The sequence below is a fragment of the Gemmatimonadota bacterium genome, assembly GCA_040388535.1.
Taxonomy (GTDB): Bacteria; Gemmatimonadota; Gemmatimonadetes; order Gemmatimonadales; family GWC2-71-9; genus Palsa-1233.
On sequence record JAZKBR010000009.1, the window covers coordinates 7,736 to 22,620 of the forward strand.

The 14,885-nt window shown below is 65.4% G+C and carries 19 protein-coding genes; 16 read left to right on the forward strand and 3 right to left on the reverse strand.

Going from position 1 to position 14,885, the window contains the following annotated elements:
- On the reverse strand, positions 1-206 hold a 206-nt coding region (locus V4558_15905), incomplete at its 3' end, for a hypothetical protein (protein MES2306986.1).
- A 762-nt stretch (positions 207-968) separates the two neighbouring features.
- Between V4558_15905 and V4558_15910 the strand changes: the two genes are divergently transcribed.
- Positions 969-1,430, forward strand: a complete 462-nt coding sequence (locus V4558_15910) for a hypothetical protein (protein ID MES2306987.1) — start codon at positions 969-971, stop codon at positions 1,428-1,430.
- A gap of 47 nt (positions 1,431-1,477) precedes the next feature.
- Complete coding sequence (locus V4558_15915; GenBank protein MES2306988.1) at positions 1,478-2,062, forward strand: hypothetical protein; 585 nt, start codon at positions 1,478-1,480, stop codon at positions 2,060-2,062.
- Between the two features lie 89 nt (positions 2,063-2,151).
- Here V4558_15915 and V4558_15920 read toward each other — a convergent pair whose 3' ends face one another.
- Both V4558_15920 and V4558_15925 read right to left on the reverse strand, forming a co-directional pair.
- Positions 2,152-2,427 carry a hypothetical protein gene (locus V4558_15920; GenBank protein MES2306989.1) on the reverse strand — a complete coding sequence of 92 codons (276 nt, stop codon included), beginning with the start codon at positions 2,425-2,427 and terminating at the stop codon, positions 2,152-2,154.
- Between the two features lie 297 nt (positions 2,428-2,724).
- Positions 2,725-3,426 (reverse strand): hypothetical protein, encoded by a 702-nt coding sequence (locus tag V4558_15925; protein MES2306990.1) that lies wholly within the window; start codon positions 3,424-3,426, stop codon positions 2,725-2,727.
- A gap of 324 nt (positions 3,427-3,750) precedes the next feature.
- Between V4558_15925 and V4558_15930 the strand changes: the two genes are divergently transcribed.
- The 14 genes from V4558_15930 (at position 3,751) to V4558_15995 (ending at position 14,853) form a co-directional block, all read left to right on the forward strand.
- The gene (locus V4558_15930; protein MES2306991.1) at positions 3,751-4,152 is read left to right on the forward strand and encodes a hypothetical protein; all 402 of its coding nucleotides are present in this window, start codon (positions 3,751-3,753) and stop codon (positions 4,150-4,152) included.
- A gap of 654 nt (positions 4,153-4,806) precedes the next feature.
- Entirely contained in the window at positions 4,807-5,079 is a 273-nt protein-coding gene (locus V4558_15935; GenBank protein ID MES2306992.1) for a hypothetical protein, read from the forward strand.
- 296 nt (positions 5,080-5,375) lie between these two features.
- The gene (locus V4558_15940) at positions 5,376-6,515 is read left to right on the forward strand and encodes a hypothetical protein (GenBank protein ID MES2306993.1); all 1,140 of its coding nucleotides are present in this window, start codon (positions 5,376-5,378) and stop codon (positions 6,513-6,515) included.
- Positions 6,516-6,517: 2 nt separating this feature from the next.
- Positions 6,518-7,636, forward strand: a complete 1,119-nt coding sequence (locus tag V4558_15945; GenBank protein MES2306994.1) for a 6-bladed beta-propeller — start codon at positions 6,518-6,520, stop codon at positions 7,634-7,636.
- Positions 7,633-8,127, forward strand: coding sequence for a hypothetical protein (locus tag V4558_15950; GenBank protein MES2306995.1), 495 nt, complete (start codon positions 7,633-7,635; stop codon positions 8,125-8,127). The genes V4558_15945 and V4558_15950 overlap by 4 nt, the downstream gene beginning before the upstream one ends.
- A 278-nt stretch (positions 8,128-8,405) precedes the next feature.
- The gene (locus V4558_15955) at positions 8,406-8,897 is read left to right on the forward strand and encodes an RDD family protein (protein MES2306996.1); all 492 of its coding nucleotides are present in this window, start codon (positions 8,406-8,408) and stop codon (positions 8,895-8,897) included.
- Complete coding sequence (locus tag V4558_15960; GenBank protein ID MES2306997.1) at positions 8,894-9,547, forward strand: hypothetical protein; 654 nt, start codon at positions 8,894-8,896, stop codon at positions 9,545-9,547. Before V4558_15955 ends, V4558_15960 begins: the two co-directional genes overlap by 4 nt.
- A 205-nt stretch (positions 9,548-9,752) precedes the next feature.
- A complete protein-coding gene (locus V4558_15965) occupies positions 9,753-10,916 on the forward strand; it encodes a hypothetical protein (protein MES2306998.1) in 1,164 nt (387 codons plus the stop codon).
- 3 nt (positions 10,917-10,919) lie between these two features.
- Entirely contained in the window at positions 10,920-11,501 is a 582-nt protein-coding gene (locus V4558_15970; protein MES2306999.1) for a hypothetical protein, read from the forward strand.
- A 40-nt stretch (positions 11,502-11,541) separates the two neighbouring features.
- A complete protein-coding gene (locus V4558_15975) occupies positions 11,542-11,937 on the forward strand; it encodes a hypothetical protein (GenBank protein MES2307000.1) in 396 nt (131 codons plus the stop codon).
- A gap of 4 nt (positions 11,938-11,941) precedes the next feature.
- The gene (locus V4558_15980) at positions 11,942-12,331 is read left to right on the forward strand and encodes a VOC family protein (protein MES2307001.1); all 390 of its coding nucleotides are present in this window, start codon (positions 11,942-11,944) and stop codon (positions 12,329-12,331) included.
- A gap of 593 nt (positions 12,332-12,924) precedes the next feature.
- On the forward strand, positions 12,925-13,176 hold the full coding sequence (locus V4558_15985; protein MES2307002.1) for a DUF3565 domain-containing protein: 252 nt from the start codon (positions 12,925-12,927) through the stop codon (positions 13,174-13,176).
- A 100-nt stretch (positions 13,177-13,276) separates the two neighbouring features.
- Positions 13,277-14,371: a YCF48-related protein gene (locus V4558_15990; protein ID MES2307003.1), complete on the forward strand. Its 1,095-nt coding sequence runs from the start codon at positions 13,277-13,279 to the stop codon at positions 14,369-14,371.
- Positions 14,372-14,451: 80 nt separating this feature from the next.
- Positions 14,452-14,853: a hypothetical protein gene (locus tag V4558_15995; GenBank protein ID MES2307004.1), complete on the forward strand. Its 402-nt coding sequence runs from the start codon at positions 14,452-14,454 to the stop codon at positions 14,851-14,853.
- The last annotated feature ends 32 nt before the right edge of the window (positions 14,854-14,885 follow it).

Below are 14,885 nucleotides of genomic sequence, written 5' to 3' on the forward strand. Positions count from 1 at the left end.
CCACCGCCGTCGCCCGGGGTCGCCGAAACCCGGTGGTGCCGCGCTCGCGCGGCACCGGTTTCCGATTCGCGGGGAGTCTGTTCGCGCCGCACCTCCGTCGCTCCGGGCCTCACGCCGTGGGCTGCCTCTTCGCAGCTGTGGAGTCCCGACGGCGGTTCGAGCTGGCGACGGTAGAGCTGGTGCGCGGCGCCTCCAATGCTCCTCACGCTTCGCTCAGGACAAGTGCTGCGAGGCACCCACGACGCGAGGCCCGCGAAGATCTGTCGTGAGGGGAGCTGTCGCCCCGGACCGGTGACTTGGCGAAGAGAACCGGGTGCAGAGCCTGGCCCGCGCATCCTGGCCGGAGCGTGATACTAGGACTTCGTCGCGGGCCCTGGGGCCCCCGAAGTCGGATGGGCAGGACCGCAGACGAAGCACGCAGATCGACTCGCTCGGGCCTCACGCCGTGGGCTGCCTCTCCGCAGCTGTGGAGTCCCGACGGCGGTTCGAGCTGGCGACGGTAGAGATGGTGCGCGGCGCCTCCAAGGCTGCTCCGAGGCACCCACGACGCGACGCCCGCGAAACTCCGTCGCCCCGGACCGGTGACTTGGCGGGTGCATCGTGACGCGACGCCTGGGGCCTCCGAAGTCGTGTAGTCCCCGACACTCGCGTCGCGCAGCCAACTGCTCGGGCGTTACGCCGTGGGCTGCCTCTCCGCAGCTTGTGGAGTCCCGACGGCGGTTCGAGCTGGCGACATTAGGGCTGGTGCGCGGCGCCTCCAAGGCTGCTCCGAGGCACCCACGACGCGACGCCCGCGAAGCTTTGTCGCCCCGGGCTGTCGGCCCCCCCCCGGTGGTGCCGCGCTTGCGCGGCACGCAGGCCGGACCGCAGAGGGAACGCGCTGATCTGAGGTCTCCCCGAGTATTCTCAAGTGTCAGCCAGCGTTCCCAGGCCACTCCCCCAGGTGATCAGGTCCACGAAACATGAGGATGATCGCCGACCGCACCGTCGCCGTCGCTGCATTCGTCATCTCCGGTTACACCGTGAGCTGGTTCGACCACACCGGCGCCCAGCCGCGTCCGAAGCACACGCCGATGACGGCCATGGAGTTGGAATATCAGCGACGAGACGAATCAGTCTCCCGCGGTGACGCGATGCTGATGATGCTTTTCCTCGGCGCCGTCCACTTGGCGCTACTGTTGCTGTTCACTCGACGCTGGGCCGCGGTCGGCTTGTTCCGTCGGTTGGTGGCTTCGGCCGTGGCCGGTGCCGGTGGCTATCTGTTGCTGCTCGGCGCGATTCTTTGCTTCCGGCCGATCTATGCTGATCCGCTCCAGTCGATCTACCTCTTTGCCGTCCTGTTGGCGCTGCCGACAGTGGGGATGACGGTGCTGACGGCCGAAGGGCTACGTTGGCGCATGTGCGGAATAGCCGCGCTGGCCGACGAGTGAGATGGCAATGGTGTTCCCGATTTCTTGCGCGAAATGAGGCGCCTGCCGTGCTCGCCGCGCTCTGCTGCGCATGCGGCGGCGCACGCCCGGTTTCCGTGCCGCATCCAGACGGTGGTGTCCCGGATTCTGTGGCGTTCGAGCTCGCTGTTCGTCGCGTGTGGGAGAGTGCGGTCACCGATTCCGCCTCCCTCGAGGTCGCGGTGCCCCCGCTCGGTGGTGACTCCAATGCCACCGACCCGTTGCTGGTCGCGTCTACTGATGCCGCGACTGCCCGCCGGTTTGCCGAGGCAAGGCGACGAGTGCTTCATCGCCTCGGTGTCAGGGAAGGGGTGATCCCCTCCGCGGCGGATTGCCCCAGGATGCCGGTGGAGGCGGATCGGAAGACCAAGTGCCCGGGGACCGAACTACAATCACTTGTCGTCGGGATTCCTCGGAGCGGCGGGGCGTATTTCCCTTTTGGTGGGTATGACGAGCGCGAGAAGGGCCGACTGCTCGGCGAATGGGCCGTCCGCGTGATCATCGTCTATTCGACCCCAGGGGGGTCGCATCTGACTGGTGCTGATGTTGTTATCCGGCGTGAGAAGGGCCAGTGGATGTTCCAGCGGGTGATCGTGCTGTTCACCGACTTCTGACCGCGAAACATTCCCGTCGGGTTCGCGGCGACCGATTCGCTGATGGTCCGGACGGGAGTCGAAGCAGCGGAGGCAGAGCTCTCTACCTGCTACTTCGACCCCAGGACTCCACCAATGACGGCACCAACTCCTGCCCCAATGAGCCCAAATACAATCATTGCTCGTGCCGCAGAGGCATTCTCGGGCGCCTCTTCGTGCCAGATACGATGTCCCCCATACGCCCCGAGCGCTCCCCCAATCACCGCGCCGATGATCCAGCCGTTGTTACGGAATCGACGCACCGGCATCGATGGCGTCGTTGGTTGCCTCACTTCGGCCAGCGGGCGTAGCCCGACCGCCGCGGTGTGTGCACGGGGACCCGGCATCGATTGAGCGCCGAGCGGTTGGGACAGCACGACCGCGATCAACAGCAGCAGGCTGCTTCCGATGCCTCGGGAGTTGGTGGCGATACCGAATGACCTGAGCGTGAGCGAAGTCCGACGGAGGGTTGGGCCCAATGGTCCCTGCGAGAAGTGGGGGAAGTGTGAACCAAGGTCCGTCGTGCGGTGGTGTCAAGTGACGGTGATTGTCGCCGGCAAACGAGCGAAGGAGCGGAGGTTGAGCTCCGCTCCTTCGACTGCGCAGCCCGGTCGGGCTGCTGGCTCAGGATGACAGCGCGCTGACTACGCCGCCTTCTCCGCACCAGGCGCCGGCGCGGGAGTAACTGCCTGCGCCTCCTCCTTGCTCTTCTTCACAAACGGCCCGAGCACGTTCCGAGCACTCTCCCACGCCGCGAGGTTCTCGGCGTCGCCGTTGTAGCGCGTCGCCATCAGCCCATCGAGCACGCCGACCAGTGCGACACACTCTTCGGTGACCGCGGTGAGATCGGCGCGGGCACCAACGTGGCCGACGCGACCGCTGTGCGCCGTGCTGGTCGCGGCATCGAATTGTTCGATGGCCTTGGTGAGCTCGGGGATGAGGGTATCGCCGAGGCCGAAGGGGAGGAGGAGATCGGTGCGGGCGGTGGCGCCGGCGAGCATCGACTTGGCCGCGGTGAGGAAGGCGCGGTTGGGGATGTTGGTGCGCGGCATCACGATCTGCCCGGCGAGTTCCGGGTGGGCGCGGGTCGCGAGGCCGGCGACGCGGGCGAGGTGGCGGAGCAGCCGCTCGTGCATCGTGTGCCGGAGATCGGCGCGGCGGGCGACGGCGGCACTCTCACCACCGACGCCATCGAGCTCCTGGATGGCGAGGGTGTCGGCGCGAGCGACGCGCTCCTCGAGCCGAGTCACGATGGTGGTGTACCCGGCGTCGGTGGAGGCGTGGGTGCGCGCGAAGTCGAGCGCACGGGCCGCCATCGACAGCTTCCTGCGAATCTTGCCTTGCATACGATCCTCCTGGGGGGATGACACGCTCGTCGGGGGGCGTGGCCACGTCATTGAATTGAGAGGGATGCTGTCGGCGAAAACCCGACCGTCGTCGACGGCGGGAGGGAGTGCGACGGTCGTGCCACGCGTGCGCGGATGACGGACGGGGGGGCTAAGTCGTTGTGAGTATTGAGCAATGCGGCGAAATGGTTGGACAGGATGATGGATGGTGGATGATGGATGGTGGAGGGGTGAGTGTCCTTGACGAAGGACAGAGTGACCGGAACGATGGACAGGGTTGCGGTGACGAATGGGTCGAACAGAATGACGGATGACCGATGATGGATGACGGATCGGTCGGATCGGATGACGCGCGGGGTGGATCGCGTGACGGAACGCCCGGAATTGTTAGCGCGCGGGGTGGAATTGTTAGCGCGACGGGTGGATCGCGTGACGGACGGGGTGGTCGGCTTGACGCGGGGGCTGGGTTGCGTGACGCGCGGGGTGGTCGGCGTGACGAAACGGGTGGAATTGTTAGCGCGAGGGGTGGAATTGTTAGCGCGCGGGGTGGTCGGCTTGACGCGGGGGCTGGATCGCGTGACGGACGGGGTAGATCGCGTGACGGACGAGAGTGGCGGCGTGACGGACGGGGTGGTTCGCGTGACGAGGGAGGGTGGCAGCGTGACGGAACGGTTGGATCGCGTGACGAAAGAGGGTGGCGGCGTGACGGACGGGGTGGTCGCGTGACGGGAGAGGGTGGCGGCGTGACGGACGGGGTGGTCGCGATGACGGAAAAGGGTGGCGGCGTGACGGAGGGGGTGTTCGGCAGACGGAGGGGGTGGGTCTTGGGTTGGTTGGGAGTGTCGCGTTGTAGGGCGGTATAGCAGTATGGCCGAGGAGATCGAGGAAGGAGCCGTTGAGGTTCGCTCAATCACCGACCAGTCTACCTTTCCCGAGAGCCTCCCGGTCAACCCCACCAGGGACTGTAGAATGTCATTGTCCTTCACCGTGCTCCTCTTCCAAGTGATCGCTGCCGCTCCTGTTGCGAGCCCGGCGCGACTCGTTGGTGACACGCTGATCCTGAGCGACATCGGGGTACGCTTCACCGTCCCTCCACTTTGGATGGGCCGACCACCCGCGGGCGTGACCGGCTTTGCTCCCGGTCCAGGTCGGTGGGGTTGCCAACTCTCGGATCGGGGCCCGCTAGCTGAGAGAGTTCTAGTTCAGCCATCACGACTGCGCGAGCTCGGACGGGGCCTCTTCGGCCCACTGCAGTCATCCCAGAGCGCACTGGACTCGCTTGTTCCTCGATCTGCACTCGTCGCGCACGTTGGCGGATCACCGTTCAACGGTCAGTGTATCGCACCTCAAATTCACTTGTACGTTGTTGACTCGGCTCGCGTGACTCCGTCGACTTGGCTTGCACGGGCTGGTGCTGCAATCGGGGTCCGGATCAAGTCCGTTGAGCGCAGCCAGGCGGATTCTGCGGGCTGGCAGATTCTGCGCTTCTCGTGGGTGGAGGACGACACCGACTTCATTCACCCCGAGAGCATGCAAGTATGGATCCGGAGAGTTGGCGCACGCCTGTTGGTGCTCGGCATGATGGACCCCGAATTGCAAGCGCGTGGTGATGCCTTCGAGTTCGTCTCGTCGATGAGGGTGTCCGGCCCGTAGCATCTCACAGGCGCGTACACGCCGAGGGTAACTAGGGCCGCTCACGCTTGCGGTCCTATCGTCCGCTTCGATCTGATTGACCCACCTGGCCGCCTGATCGCGACGGCCATGGCACCCCTATGGCAACCATTGCCATACACGCCGATTGTCCTCCGAAATGACCCCATGCACTGGCTCACCGAAAACGAGTGGGGCGAACCAGCGGTGCAGGCCTTCCAAGTGGCGAAAACCCCATAGAACCTGTAGTCTGATTGCATCCCGCTGGTGAGGTGCGAGTCCCCCACTCGGAGTGCTGGATGCATTTGCCTGCTCGTCGCCTGCTCCTCGCGGCTCTCCTGACTGCCTCGCCCGCCGCGCTTCTGGCCCAGGAACTCGTCTGCCACGCCGGCGCGAAGAACGCAGCCGCCCCTACACTCGGCCGCGTCGAAACGTGGCCGGCGCTCAAGACCGAACTGTTCATCGGCCCCGACGCACGCGCAACGCTCTTCTCCGACGGCAGCGCCGCCATCATCGATCGCGCCCGGAGCGAACTGGTCCGCATCGACCGCAAGACTGGCCAGGTGAGTGTCCTCGCGCGCAAAGGCGAGGGCCCGCTGGAGATCAAGGCCGCCATCGCGGTGGTCGCCGGCCGCGGTGATTCCGTCGCCGTCATCGATCTCGGCAATCATCGCATCCTTCGCGCGACTCGCAGCGGTCCGCTCGCCACAACCCAACCTTACAAGTTTGCGGGCGCGACCGTGCTGCACGGCATACTCGGCACCGATCTCGTCGAAGTGATCCGGGGCCGAGGCACCCGCGGCAAGGCAGAAGCGGTGGAGCTGAACATTCGGTCGCTGGGAGCCGACAGCGCGCTGGCTCTTCGGACTGTCAAGCTGTCCGATCCGCCGAGCGACGTCGGCATCTTCACGCAAACCGGGATCGGTGCCCGCATCGGCACGTCGCAGCTCGCACTTGCCACGGGCGCGAGTGGCGATGTCAATCTCTTCGGATTGCGCAGCGGTCCGGACCGAGTGGTCCACCTCGAGATCGGCGCTCCGATTCCGACGAGCTCGAGCATGGCGACGCGACTGGTGACGCTGGCCTCCTCACAGTTGCCGGTGGCCTCCCGGCAGGCGATGGTTTCCGGGATCCTGCAGAATGTTCCCACCAACCCTACCTATCCGTTGTTCTCCCGGCTGGTGATCGGCACCGCCGGCAACTTTTGGGTGCAGCGCACCTTCGTCGGGGACGACGCGGGCACGGTGACACCACCAGTCACCTTCTCGCTCAATGACCTGAGTGGCTTTCGCTGGGAGCAGTTCTCCCCGACCGGAGCGCGGTTGGCCGACTGCACGATGCCGACGGACTGGCGAGTGCTGGCAGCAGATGCAGGGTGGGTGCTGTTCGCGCAGGACGACGCTGAGAACACGAGGCTCTTTACCTGGCGCGTGAGGTAGTGGTGCCGGCACGCTGCCAGGGAATTGCCGCTGTTGCGACTCTGCTCGCACTCGCCTCCTGCGGCAGCCCCAAGCTCTCCCCTGACGAAACCGTCGAGTGGCAGGCGCACCCTATATATGAGGTAGGCGCGGCGGGTGCCGGGTCGGTGGAGTTCGGTTCGGTCAGCTCGATCCTCCTTGGCCCCGATGGCGCGTTGTATGTCGTCGACCAATGGAAGTCGGCGATCTCGGTCTTCGATACCACCGGTCGTTTCGTCCGGAACATCGGCCGAGTGGGGGCAGGGCCGGGCGAGTACCGTGATCCGTATTCGATCGCGTGGATGGGGAAGAGTCTCGCCCTCCTCGATCCGCGCAACGCCCGCCTCGGGCTCTTCGACTCGGCAGGCAACTGGGTCACGTCGTGGCCGGCGCCGGGGATCTCGGGTGGGCAAGTCATCCGGCTCTACCGGACGCCGCCGACCGCGTGGCTCTTCGCGCCAGGACACGACGCCTTCAGCGGCACCTTCGTCCAGTACAGCGCCACGGGCTCCAGGGCCTCAACCCGTGTCCTGACGCTCGATGAGCCGCCGAGCCAGGGACGTCGGTGCGTACGCCCGGACAGCGGGACGAACTACTTCTCGCAGCCCTTTGGCGCGACACTCCTCCAGATCCCCGCGGGCGGCACCATCCGCGCACTCGCGCTCACGTCGGCCTACCGCATCGCCATCGTCGGCGCCCTCGGCGACACCCTCCGGGTGATTTCGCGCGACACGCCGCTCGCGCCGATTACCGATTCGGAGTGGACCGCAGCGAATAGCGACTGGGTGAAGTTCCGACAGGAGTGGCCGACGGCAACGTGCGATGTCGGGGAGTTCTCGCGACCGAGCGCCAAGCCGCCACTCGTTCATCTCTTCATCGACGATGTCGGTCGGCTCTGGGTCGAGCGCGCGACACCCACCGGCCCACGATACGATATCTTCTCGACGACCGGGATCCTGGTGGCCACGGTGACCGGGTTGCCGTCGTCAGAAGGGATCGATCCGACGGTGGCTGGTGACAGAATCGCGTTCGTGGGTCACGATTCGACGGACAATCCGATGGTGCGGGTGTATCGGGTGGCGACAGGAGTTCAGAAGCAATGACAAGTCTCACGAAGACGAAGGCCGTTGTTCGCATCAGTCTCGCATCGGGCGGGTTCTGGGCGGTGGGAGGCGCGTGCCTGGGGCTGGCGCTCGTCGTGGCCACGGGGCGACTCTCTGTAGGGGCGTTGCCGGGGAAGGTGCTGCTCATCGCCGTGTGCGCCCTCCTCGCTGGCATCGTGGGTACGCTCGGTGGCGCGTTGTTCTCGGTTGCGATCGCGGCACAAGCCCGGCCCGACAAAGGCGTCGTCCTCACGACGTGGCGCGCGTTGCTCGCCGGCGCCTTCGGCGGCCTCGCGCTGATGCTGCTCCTGCGGCTCGCCATCCGTCCGTTCATCACCATCCCGATCCCGCCTTCCACGGTCATCGGCACGCTGCTCTCGAGCGTGTTCTACGTGGGCTGCGGCGCCTTGACCGGTGGGGTGCTCCTCGGCGTCGCCCGGCGGGCCCGGGTGACGGCGGGGGAGGATGCGCAGGATCAGATAGGGCCGTAACAACCGGACGGACAGCCGGGGGCGACGAAATTCTGTCGCCCCGGGCCTTTCCTTTTCATCGAGTACCTCACACGCGACGCCTGGGGCCTCCGAGCCAGTCCAGTCCCCGACCGCAGACCAAGCACACAGGTGCGCGACACGAGCTTCGGGGACTACACGACTTCGGAGGCCCCAGGCGTCGCGTCTGCCAAAGGTCCTTCGACTTCGCACCCCTCCGGGGTGCTCCGCTCAGGATGACAACCCGGGGCGACGATCTTGCGGACAGGCTAGATATCAGCATGACAGATCCCGGTCCCGTATCACCCGCCGAGGCCGAGCGCTACTACGCCTCCTTCCCGCGCCGCCTCAATGCGCTCTCGATCGATCTCCTGATCCTGATCGCCTACAGCGCGGTGATCTTCGCGATTCTCCCGGCAGGTTCCGCCCAGTCGCCGCTTAGGCCGATTCTCGCCGTGCTCTGGTGGGGAGGAGTCTTCCTCTACGAGCCACTCACCGTGGCTTTCCTCGGCGGCACCTTCGGCCACCAGCTCCAGAACCTCCGCGTCGTCGATAATCGTACCGGCGGCAACATCGGCCTGCCCAAGGCCGTGGCGCGGACGCTCGTGAAGATGCTCCTCGGCATCTTCTCCTTCCTCTCGATGTCCTTCTCGAAACGACATCAGGCGATCCACGACATCCTGACGCATTCGTCGGTGCAGCTGCGCGATCCCGGCAAGGCACAGCCGACGCACTATGTCGTCGGCCCAAAGGCGGGGAGCAGCAGCACGTGAAGCGAGGGCTCCTCGTGCTGTTGTTCTTTGTGGCTTCAAAGCACCTGGCGGCGCAGCAATGCCCGCGCGGGATCGACTACGTGACAACCTTCGGCAGCGACACTATCAGCGTGGAGCACGGCGAATTCCGGAGTGACTCGCTGGTGGGAAGCCTGCTCGGCATGGGCGGCCCGAACCAGTGGAGTTTCGTCCGCTACGAGGCCGTCTTCGGCGCCGATGGAATGTTCCGCGCCTTCGGCCAGGCGATCTGGCCCATCGCCGGAGACAGCGTCAAGGCGCCGGCGCAGGTGAGCGTGGTCTCCTTCGGCCCGCGCACCATTACCGCCACCGTCACCGATGTCAGGCGCGGCGCACAGGTGCAGACCGATTCTGTTGCGGCCGGCACGCTCCCATATATGGACAACGTGCCGTTCTTTCTCGCTGCAATCGTGCGCAGGGTGGTGCTGCTGCAGCGAGACACGGTGCTGATTCCGACGCTCTGGCTGCACACGGGAGGGCATCAGGAAGTGTTCACCGTGGTGAAGCGCGGTGCCGATTCGCTCCAGATCACGACGCCACGGGTGAGTTGGCGAGTCGCCGTGAGCGATGGGCGGCTGCTGGGAGCGTTTCGGAGTGATAGTGTGAGTGTGGCGAGGGGGGCGTGCAGGTAGACGAGAGACGAGAGACTAGAGATTAGAGACTAGAGACTAGAGACTAGAGACTAGAGACTAGAGGTTGTCATCCTGAGCGAAGCACCCCGCAGGGGTGCGCAGTCGAAGGAGCGGAGCGACAGCTCAGCCCTAGCGAGCGCGACCTCTTTTTCGTATCGTGAACTGTCCCGTCACATCACGCGAGCCCCCCTGCTCGGAGCTTCGATTGTCCCTCGCTGCGTCCGCCTCATCGCTCCGCGCGAATCTTCTGCGCCACTCGCTCCTCCCCGCCATCATTGCCTTCGGCCTCCTCCAGCCCGCCTACCCGGTCATCAAGGTCACGGGCGAGCCACCGATCTGGCGCCTTGAGCCGCTGGCCCGTATCGTCTCCCCCGATGGCGTCGGCTTCACGCAAATCGGCAGCGTGCTGCTCGATCCGCGTGGCGGGCTGTTGATCGTCGATCGCAAGGAGCAGGTGATCTATCGCTACGATGATGGCGGCAAGATGCTCGGCACCATCGGCCGCGTCGGCTCCGGGCCCTCCGAGTTCAGGGTGCCGTATGCACTCGGCTGGCTCGGTGACGAATTGATGGTGTTCGACCCGGAGAACGCGCGGATCCTGCGCTGGACGCGCGAGGCGAAGTACCTCGGCCAGATCACGCTGATGAGCAGGGCGGCCGGGGTGACACCCGTCTTTCCGTCCGCCGATGGTCAAGTCTGGTTGCGGCAAAGCGGGCGCGGACCTTCGGGGAATCGTCAGCAGAATTTCACCCGGTTCCCGGGGACCGGTCGAGGCGACACGATCTGGCTGCCCTACAATCCTCCCACCAGGAGTCCCAAGGTACCGACGGGCGGGAACGGGTTTGTCGTCTGTAACATCGGCGGAACGACGACGGAATTCGGCTCGCCGTTCAGAGAGCCGATGGCGCATCGCGTGGTGAGCGGGCAGAGCGAACTCGTGGAAATCAACAGCGTTGGCTATCAGCTGGCGGTGATGAAGTCATCAGGCGATACCATCCGCGTGCTGGAGCACGTCGTTGCCCCGGTGCCGATCAGCGAGGCGGAGTGGCAGATGGGGTTGAAGGACTACAAGGAGTGGTCGGCTGAAAATCCCGCCGCAACGTGCACCGGTCGATTCATACGCCCGGTTGCCAAGCCCGCCATTCGCGATCTCGCCACTGATGACGGTGGTCGTGTCTGGGTCGAGCGTTACATGCGGACGGGCTTCCAGTGGGAGGCGTGGCAAGGGGACAAGATCGTCGGGGCGTTTGCGATGCCCGACAGCGCCAGCAACCTGAACACGGCATTCGGCGGCGATCGGGTGGCGTTCGTGCGGTACCGCGAGGAAGATGGCGGGAGTGAAGTAAGGTTGTACCGGATCCGGCGGTAGGCGATGCTGCAGCTTCTGCGTCAGATCAATGGTATCGCCGAGATGCTGTTCGCGGCGGGCATCGTACTCGTGGTGGGGGTCGGGATGATTGGCGGGCGACGCGGGCTGCGTAATCCGTGGGTCTACATTCCTTTGTCCTGGTCACTGACCGCGCTTTGCTTTGCCTTCTTCATGGCGTACCGGAATGATCTCCCCGACCCGGGTACGACATACCATCGACTCTACGCTTTCCCTGGCCTCTTCACGTTCGTCGTGAGCTCCATCCTGGTTGGGCCGCTTGTTGCGTTGTGGGCCGGGTTCCGTCGAGGTAGCCAGATCGACAGGTTGATCCACGCCCACGAGTTTCCGGTCGACCGCGAGCAATTCTTCGAAGACGCCGAGCGGTATCGTGACACCGTGCGAGCACGTGCGATCGGAATGGTCACCCGCGCCGATCTTGAGGCTCTCCTCCCGCTCGTGCGCCAGACCGGCGGTGCTCCAGGCTATGACTGGCTCACCGTGGACTGGGTGCAGGAGCAGCTGGCTGCGCTGCCGAGCCCGGATGCCGTCGCGGCGTTAGCGAGCCGCGCGAGGTTCAGCGCCTGAATCCGAGGCTATCTTCGAAGGCCACTCCCCTGGAGCCCCAATGAGTCGTCGCTTCCTTGTCGCCATGCTGATTTGTGCTGCAGTAAGCGTTGCCTGTTCCGACACCCCCACCGCGAGCGAGGGAGGCGTTGCGTTCATCCTCGTGACCGGACCGGTCAGCTCCGGGGCAATTGCCAAAGCGAGACTCGTCAACAACAGCGAAGCCAGAATCGAGGTTGGCGCGATCGGTTGCGAAATCACGACCGATCGTCAGGAAGCCGGAGGGTGGACTGAGGTGCCGCGCGGGGATGGCGTCTGTCCCCTGCCAGCGATCTTGATTCCGAGTGGACGCTCCTACTCGTTCGAGTTCGCGGCGCCAGCGACTGCGGGCACCTTTCGGCTGCGGACATCGTCGGGGGCCACGACGATCCTGTCACCACCCTTCCTCGTGAAGTAGGAGCATGAAACCCACCTTCGAAAAGGCCTTCGGTTACCAGGGCGACGCTCTGGATCTCCCCGTCGCCGATGTCGCGGCCGCGCTGCCGTTCTACACGGCGGTGCTCGGATTTAATGTTGCGTCCGAGAGCGACGGGCCGCCGAAGCGGGCCGTGCTTGAGCGAGATGGGATCCAGATGGCGATAGTCGAGAACGGCGGGGATCCTACGCAGGACGGCTGCGCCTTTCACGTGACGCAACTCGAGCTGCTGTTCGAGGAGTTCAAGGCGAACGGGCTCGACAAGGTGTCGGCCAACTTCGACTACGAGACGCACGACGGCAACCGCTTCAAGGTGTTCTATGTGGTGGCGCCGGATGGGCTCTGCTTCTGGTTCGGGGAACGCCAACCGGAGTGAATCCTTTGCGGGGGTAGGGTGAGATGCCGCACATGACGACTCGCTCGGGAGCCGAATGTACTGTTCGCGAGCCACAGGCGATCGCGAGTCGGTGGACGCTGCTGGGGCCGTCCCAATGATGCGAATGAGCCGACTCTTGATTGTGAGCCTCCTGTACGGATGTGCTCGCAACCCGGCACCGAGCGATATCCAGCCAAGCGAGCGTGCGGCAGCGGGGTGCTACTCGCTTGCGGCCGGTGAGTGGATCGGGTCGAATGAGGCACTACTGCGCGCGCCGGCATTGAAGTTCCCCTTGCCGCGGCGAATCCGACTCTATGCTCAGGAGAGCGAGGTGCCGCTTCTCGGTCACTTGCGTCTTGAGCCCCAGCCGCCAAGGGGCAGTGTTTACCAGTCGGCAACGTGGCGCGGGGGGCCGGACAGCCTGGTGCTTGAGTGGTCGATGGAGGGCGGGCTCGGAACCCCGCTATTGATTGTCACACTCGTTCCGCACGGAAAAGTGTATGAGGGGCGACAAAATGCCGAGTCCGACTACATCATTCCAGTGCCATACCGAATCGTGACTGCGCGCCGCACCTCGTGCGGCAGGTGAGCAGTTGAACCAGCCCATCAAGACCTTCCACCAGGACCACGAACAGCACTGGGTCGCCGAGTTGGCGTGTGGCCACAGCCAGCACGTGCGGCACGAACCGCCGCTGATGACGCGGACCTGGGTGCTCACGCCGGAAGGGCGCGCTTCCCACCTCGGGACGACGCTCGACTGCAGCCGCTGCGACGAGGAGGATGCCGGTATCCGCGGACTCTGTGAGGAGGGGGCTGAGGAAGTGCGCGTGCGCCCCGCGAAGTGACCGCCGTCCCCCGAGCGAGGTCAATCCGGATAGTACGACACTCCCTGGGGGGACAATGCGTGTATCAGGTGTGCGGGCGCGGAGCCTCGTGGGGCTCGTGATGTTGCTTCTGTCGGGCGCGGTGACGATGGCGCTGATGAGCTGCAGCTCGCCGTCGCAGCCAACGACGCCACCGCCGCCACCCCCGCCGCCACCGCCACCGCCGCCACCTCCACCGCCACCGCCGCCACCACCTCCGCCGCCACCGCCGCCCGCGCCGGCCGGCACATGGGCGCTGATGCTCGACCGGCCGATCACGTCGAAGTATGAGGGGATCGCGTTTCCGGATTCACTCAACGGCTGGCTGATCTCGGATCGTGGTGACATCCTGCATACCGCCGATGGCGCGGTCACCTGGAACCTGCAGGCCAGCGGTCGCGGCTTCCTGCGGAGTCTCGATTTCCTCGATACCAGTCGTGGCTTTGCGGGCACGCTCTCGGGCGTGCTCTATCGCACCACCGATGCCGGCGCGAACTGGGTCGATATCACCGCGAGTCTGCCGAAGGCGCCGATCGGCTTCTGCGGCATCGCGCACGTGGGGAACACGGTGCACGTCGTGGGGCGCTACCAGAATGCGACCGACTATTTCCGCTCGATGGATGGCGGCGATAGCTGGGTGTACCAGAACCTCAACGCGTTCGCGCAGGGGCTCGTGGATGTTGTCTTCCTCGACGCGCAGACCGGCTTCATTGGCGGGATGGGGCCGAACGCCGTTGCGGGTCAGGGGATGCCGACCATTCTCAAGACGACCGATGGTGGCGTCACCTGGCGGACGGTGTTCACGGGCGAAGGCGCGATCGGTTACGCCTGGAAGATCTTCCCCATCACCTCACAAATCCTCTACGCCTCGCTCGAGAATTTCGACGGCACCAACCGGGTGGCGAAGTCGGTGGATGGTGGCGAGAGCTGGAATGTGCAGATCGTGGCGACGGGACAGGTGCTCGGCACCGCCGGTGGCTTGCAAGGGATCGGCTTCCTCGACGCGAATACCGGCTGGGTCGGCGGGTTCATCACCGGGATGTTTCGGACCACGGATGGCGGGGCCAGCTGGAGCAAGGTCGACCTGACGAGCGCGCTGATCAATCGCTTCCGGCGGCAGGGGAGCACGCTGATCACCGCCGGGACGAAGGGTGTGCTCCAGTACCGTGCGCCTTAGGCGTTCCTCTGGCGGGAGATAGGGGAAGCGGGTAACGTGAAGCGGGTCACCCATTCCCCTCTGCCCGCCGAGATCAGACTATGCGCTCCTTCGCTTCCGAACTTCGTATTGGACTCATCGCGGGTGTGGCGGCCGGTGCGGTCGTCCTCGGTGGACCGCGCCTCGTGACCGCTCTCAACGGCCGGAGCGCGTGGGATGATGTCGCGGCCCCGGCGCTGGGCGATCCGATTGCCGCCGCACGCGCCGCCATCGCGAAGGGCGACGCCGAATTCATCGTGGTGCAGTCGCCGACCGAAACCACGATCCCCGGACTCGGCGCCGCGGGAATCACGCCCACCACGTTGCGTTCCTACCGGATGTATTCGCCGGCGTCGACTGGTTTGCGGGGTGCGCGGTGGACGGCGTTCGAGGCACGGGTGCTGCCTTATGCGGCGGCATACAACGCCGTGGTGGAGACGGCGAGGTCGAGCAGGAGCAGCTGATCACACGCCGCAGCTTCTGCTCTCCGTTGCAC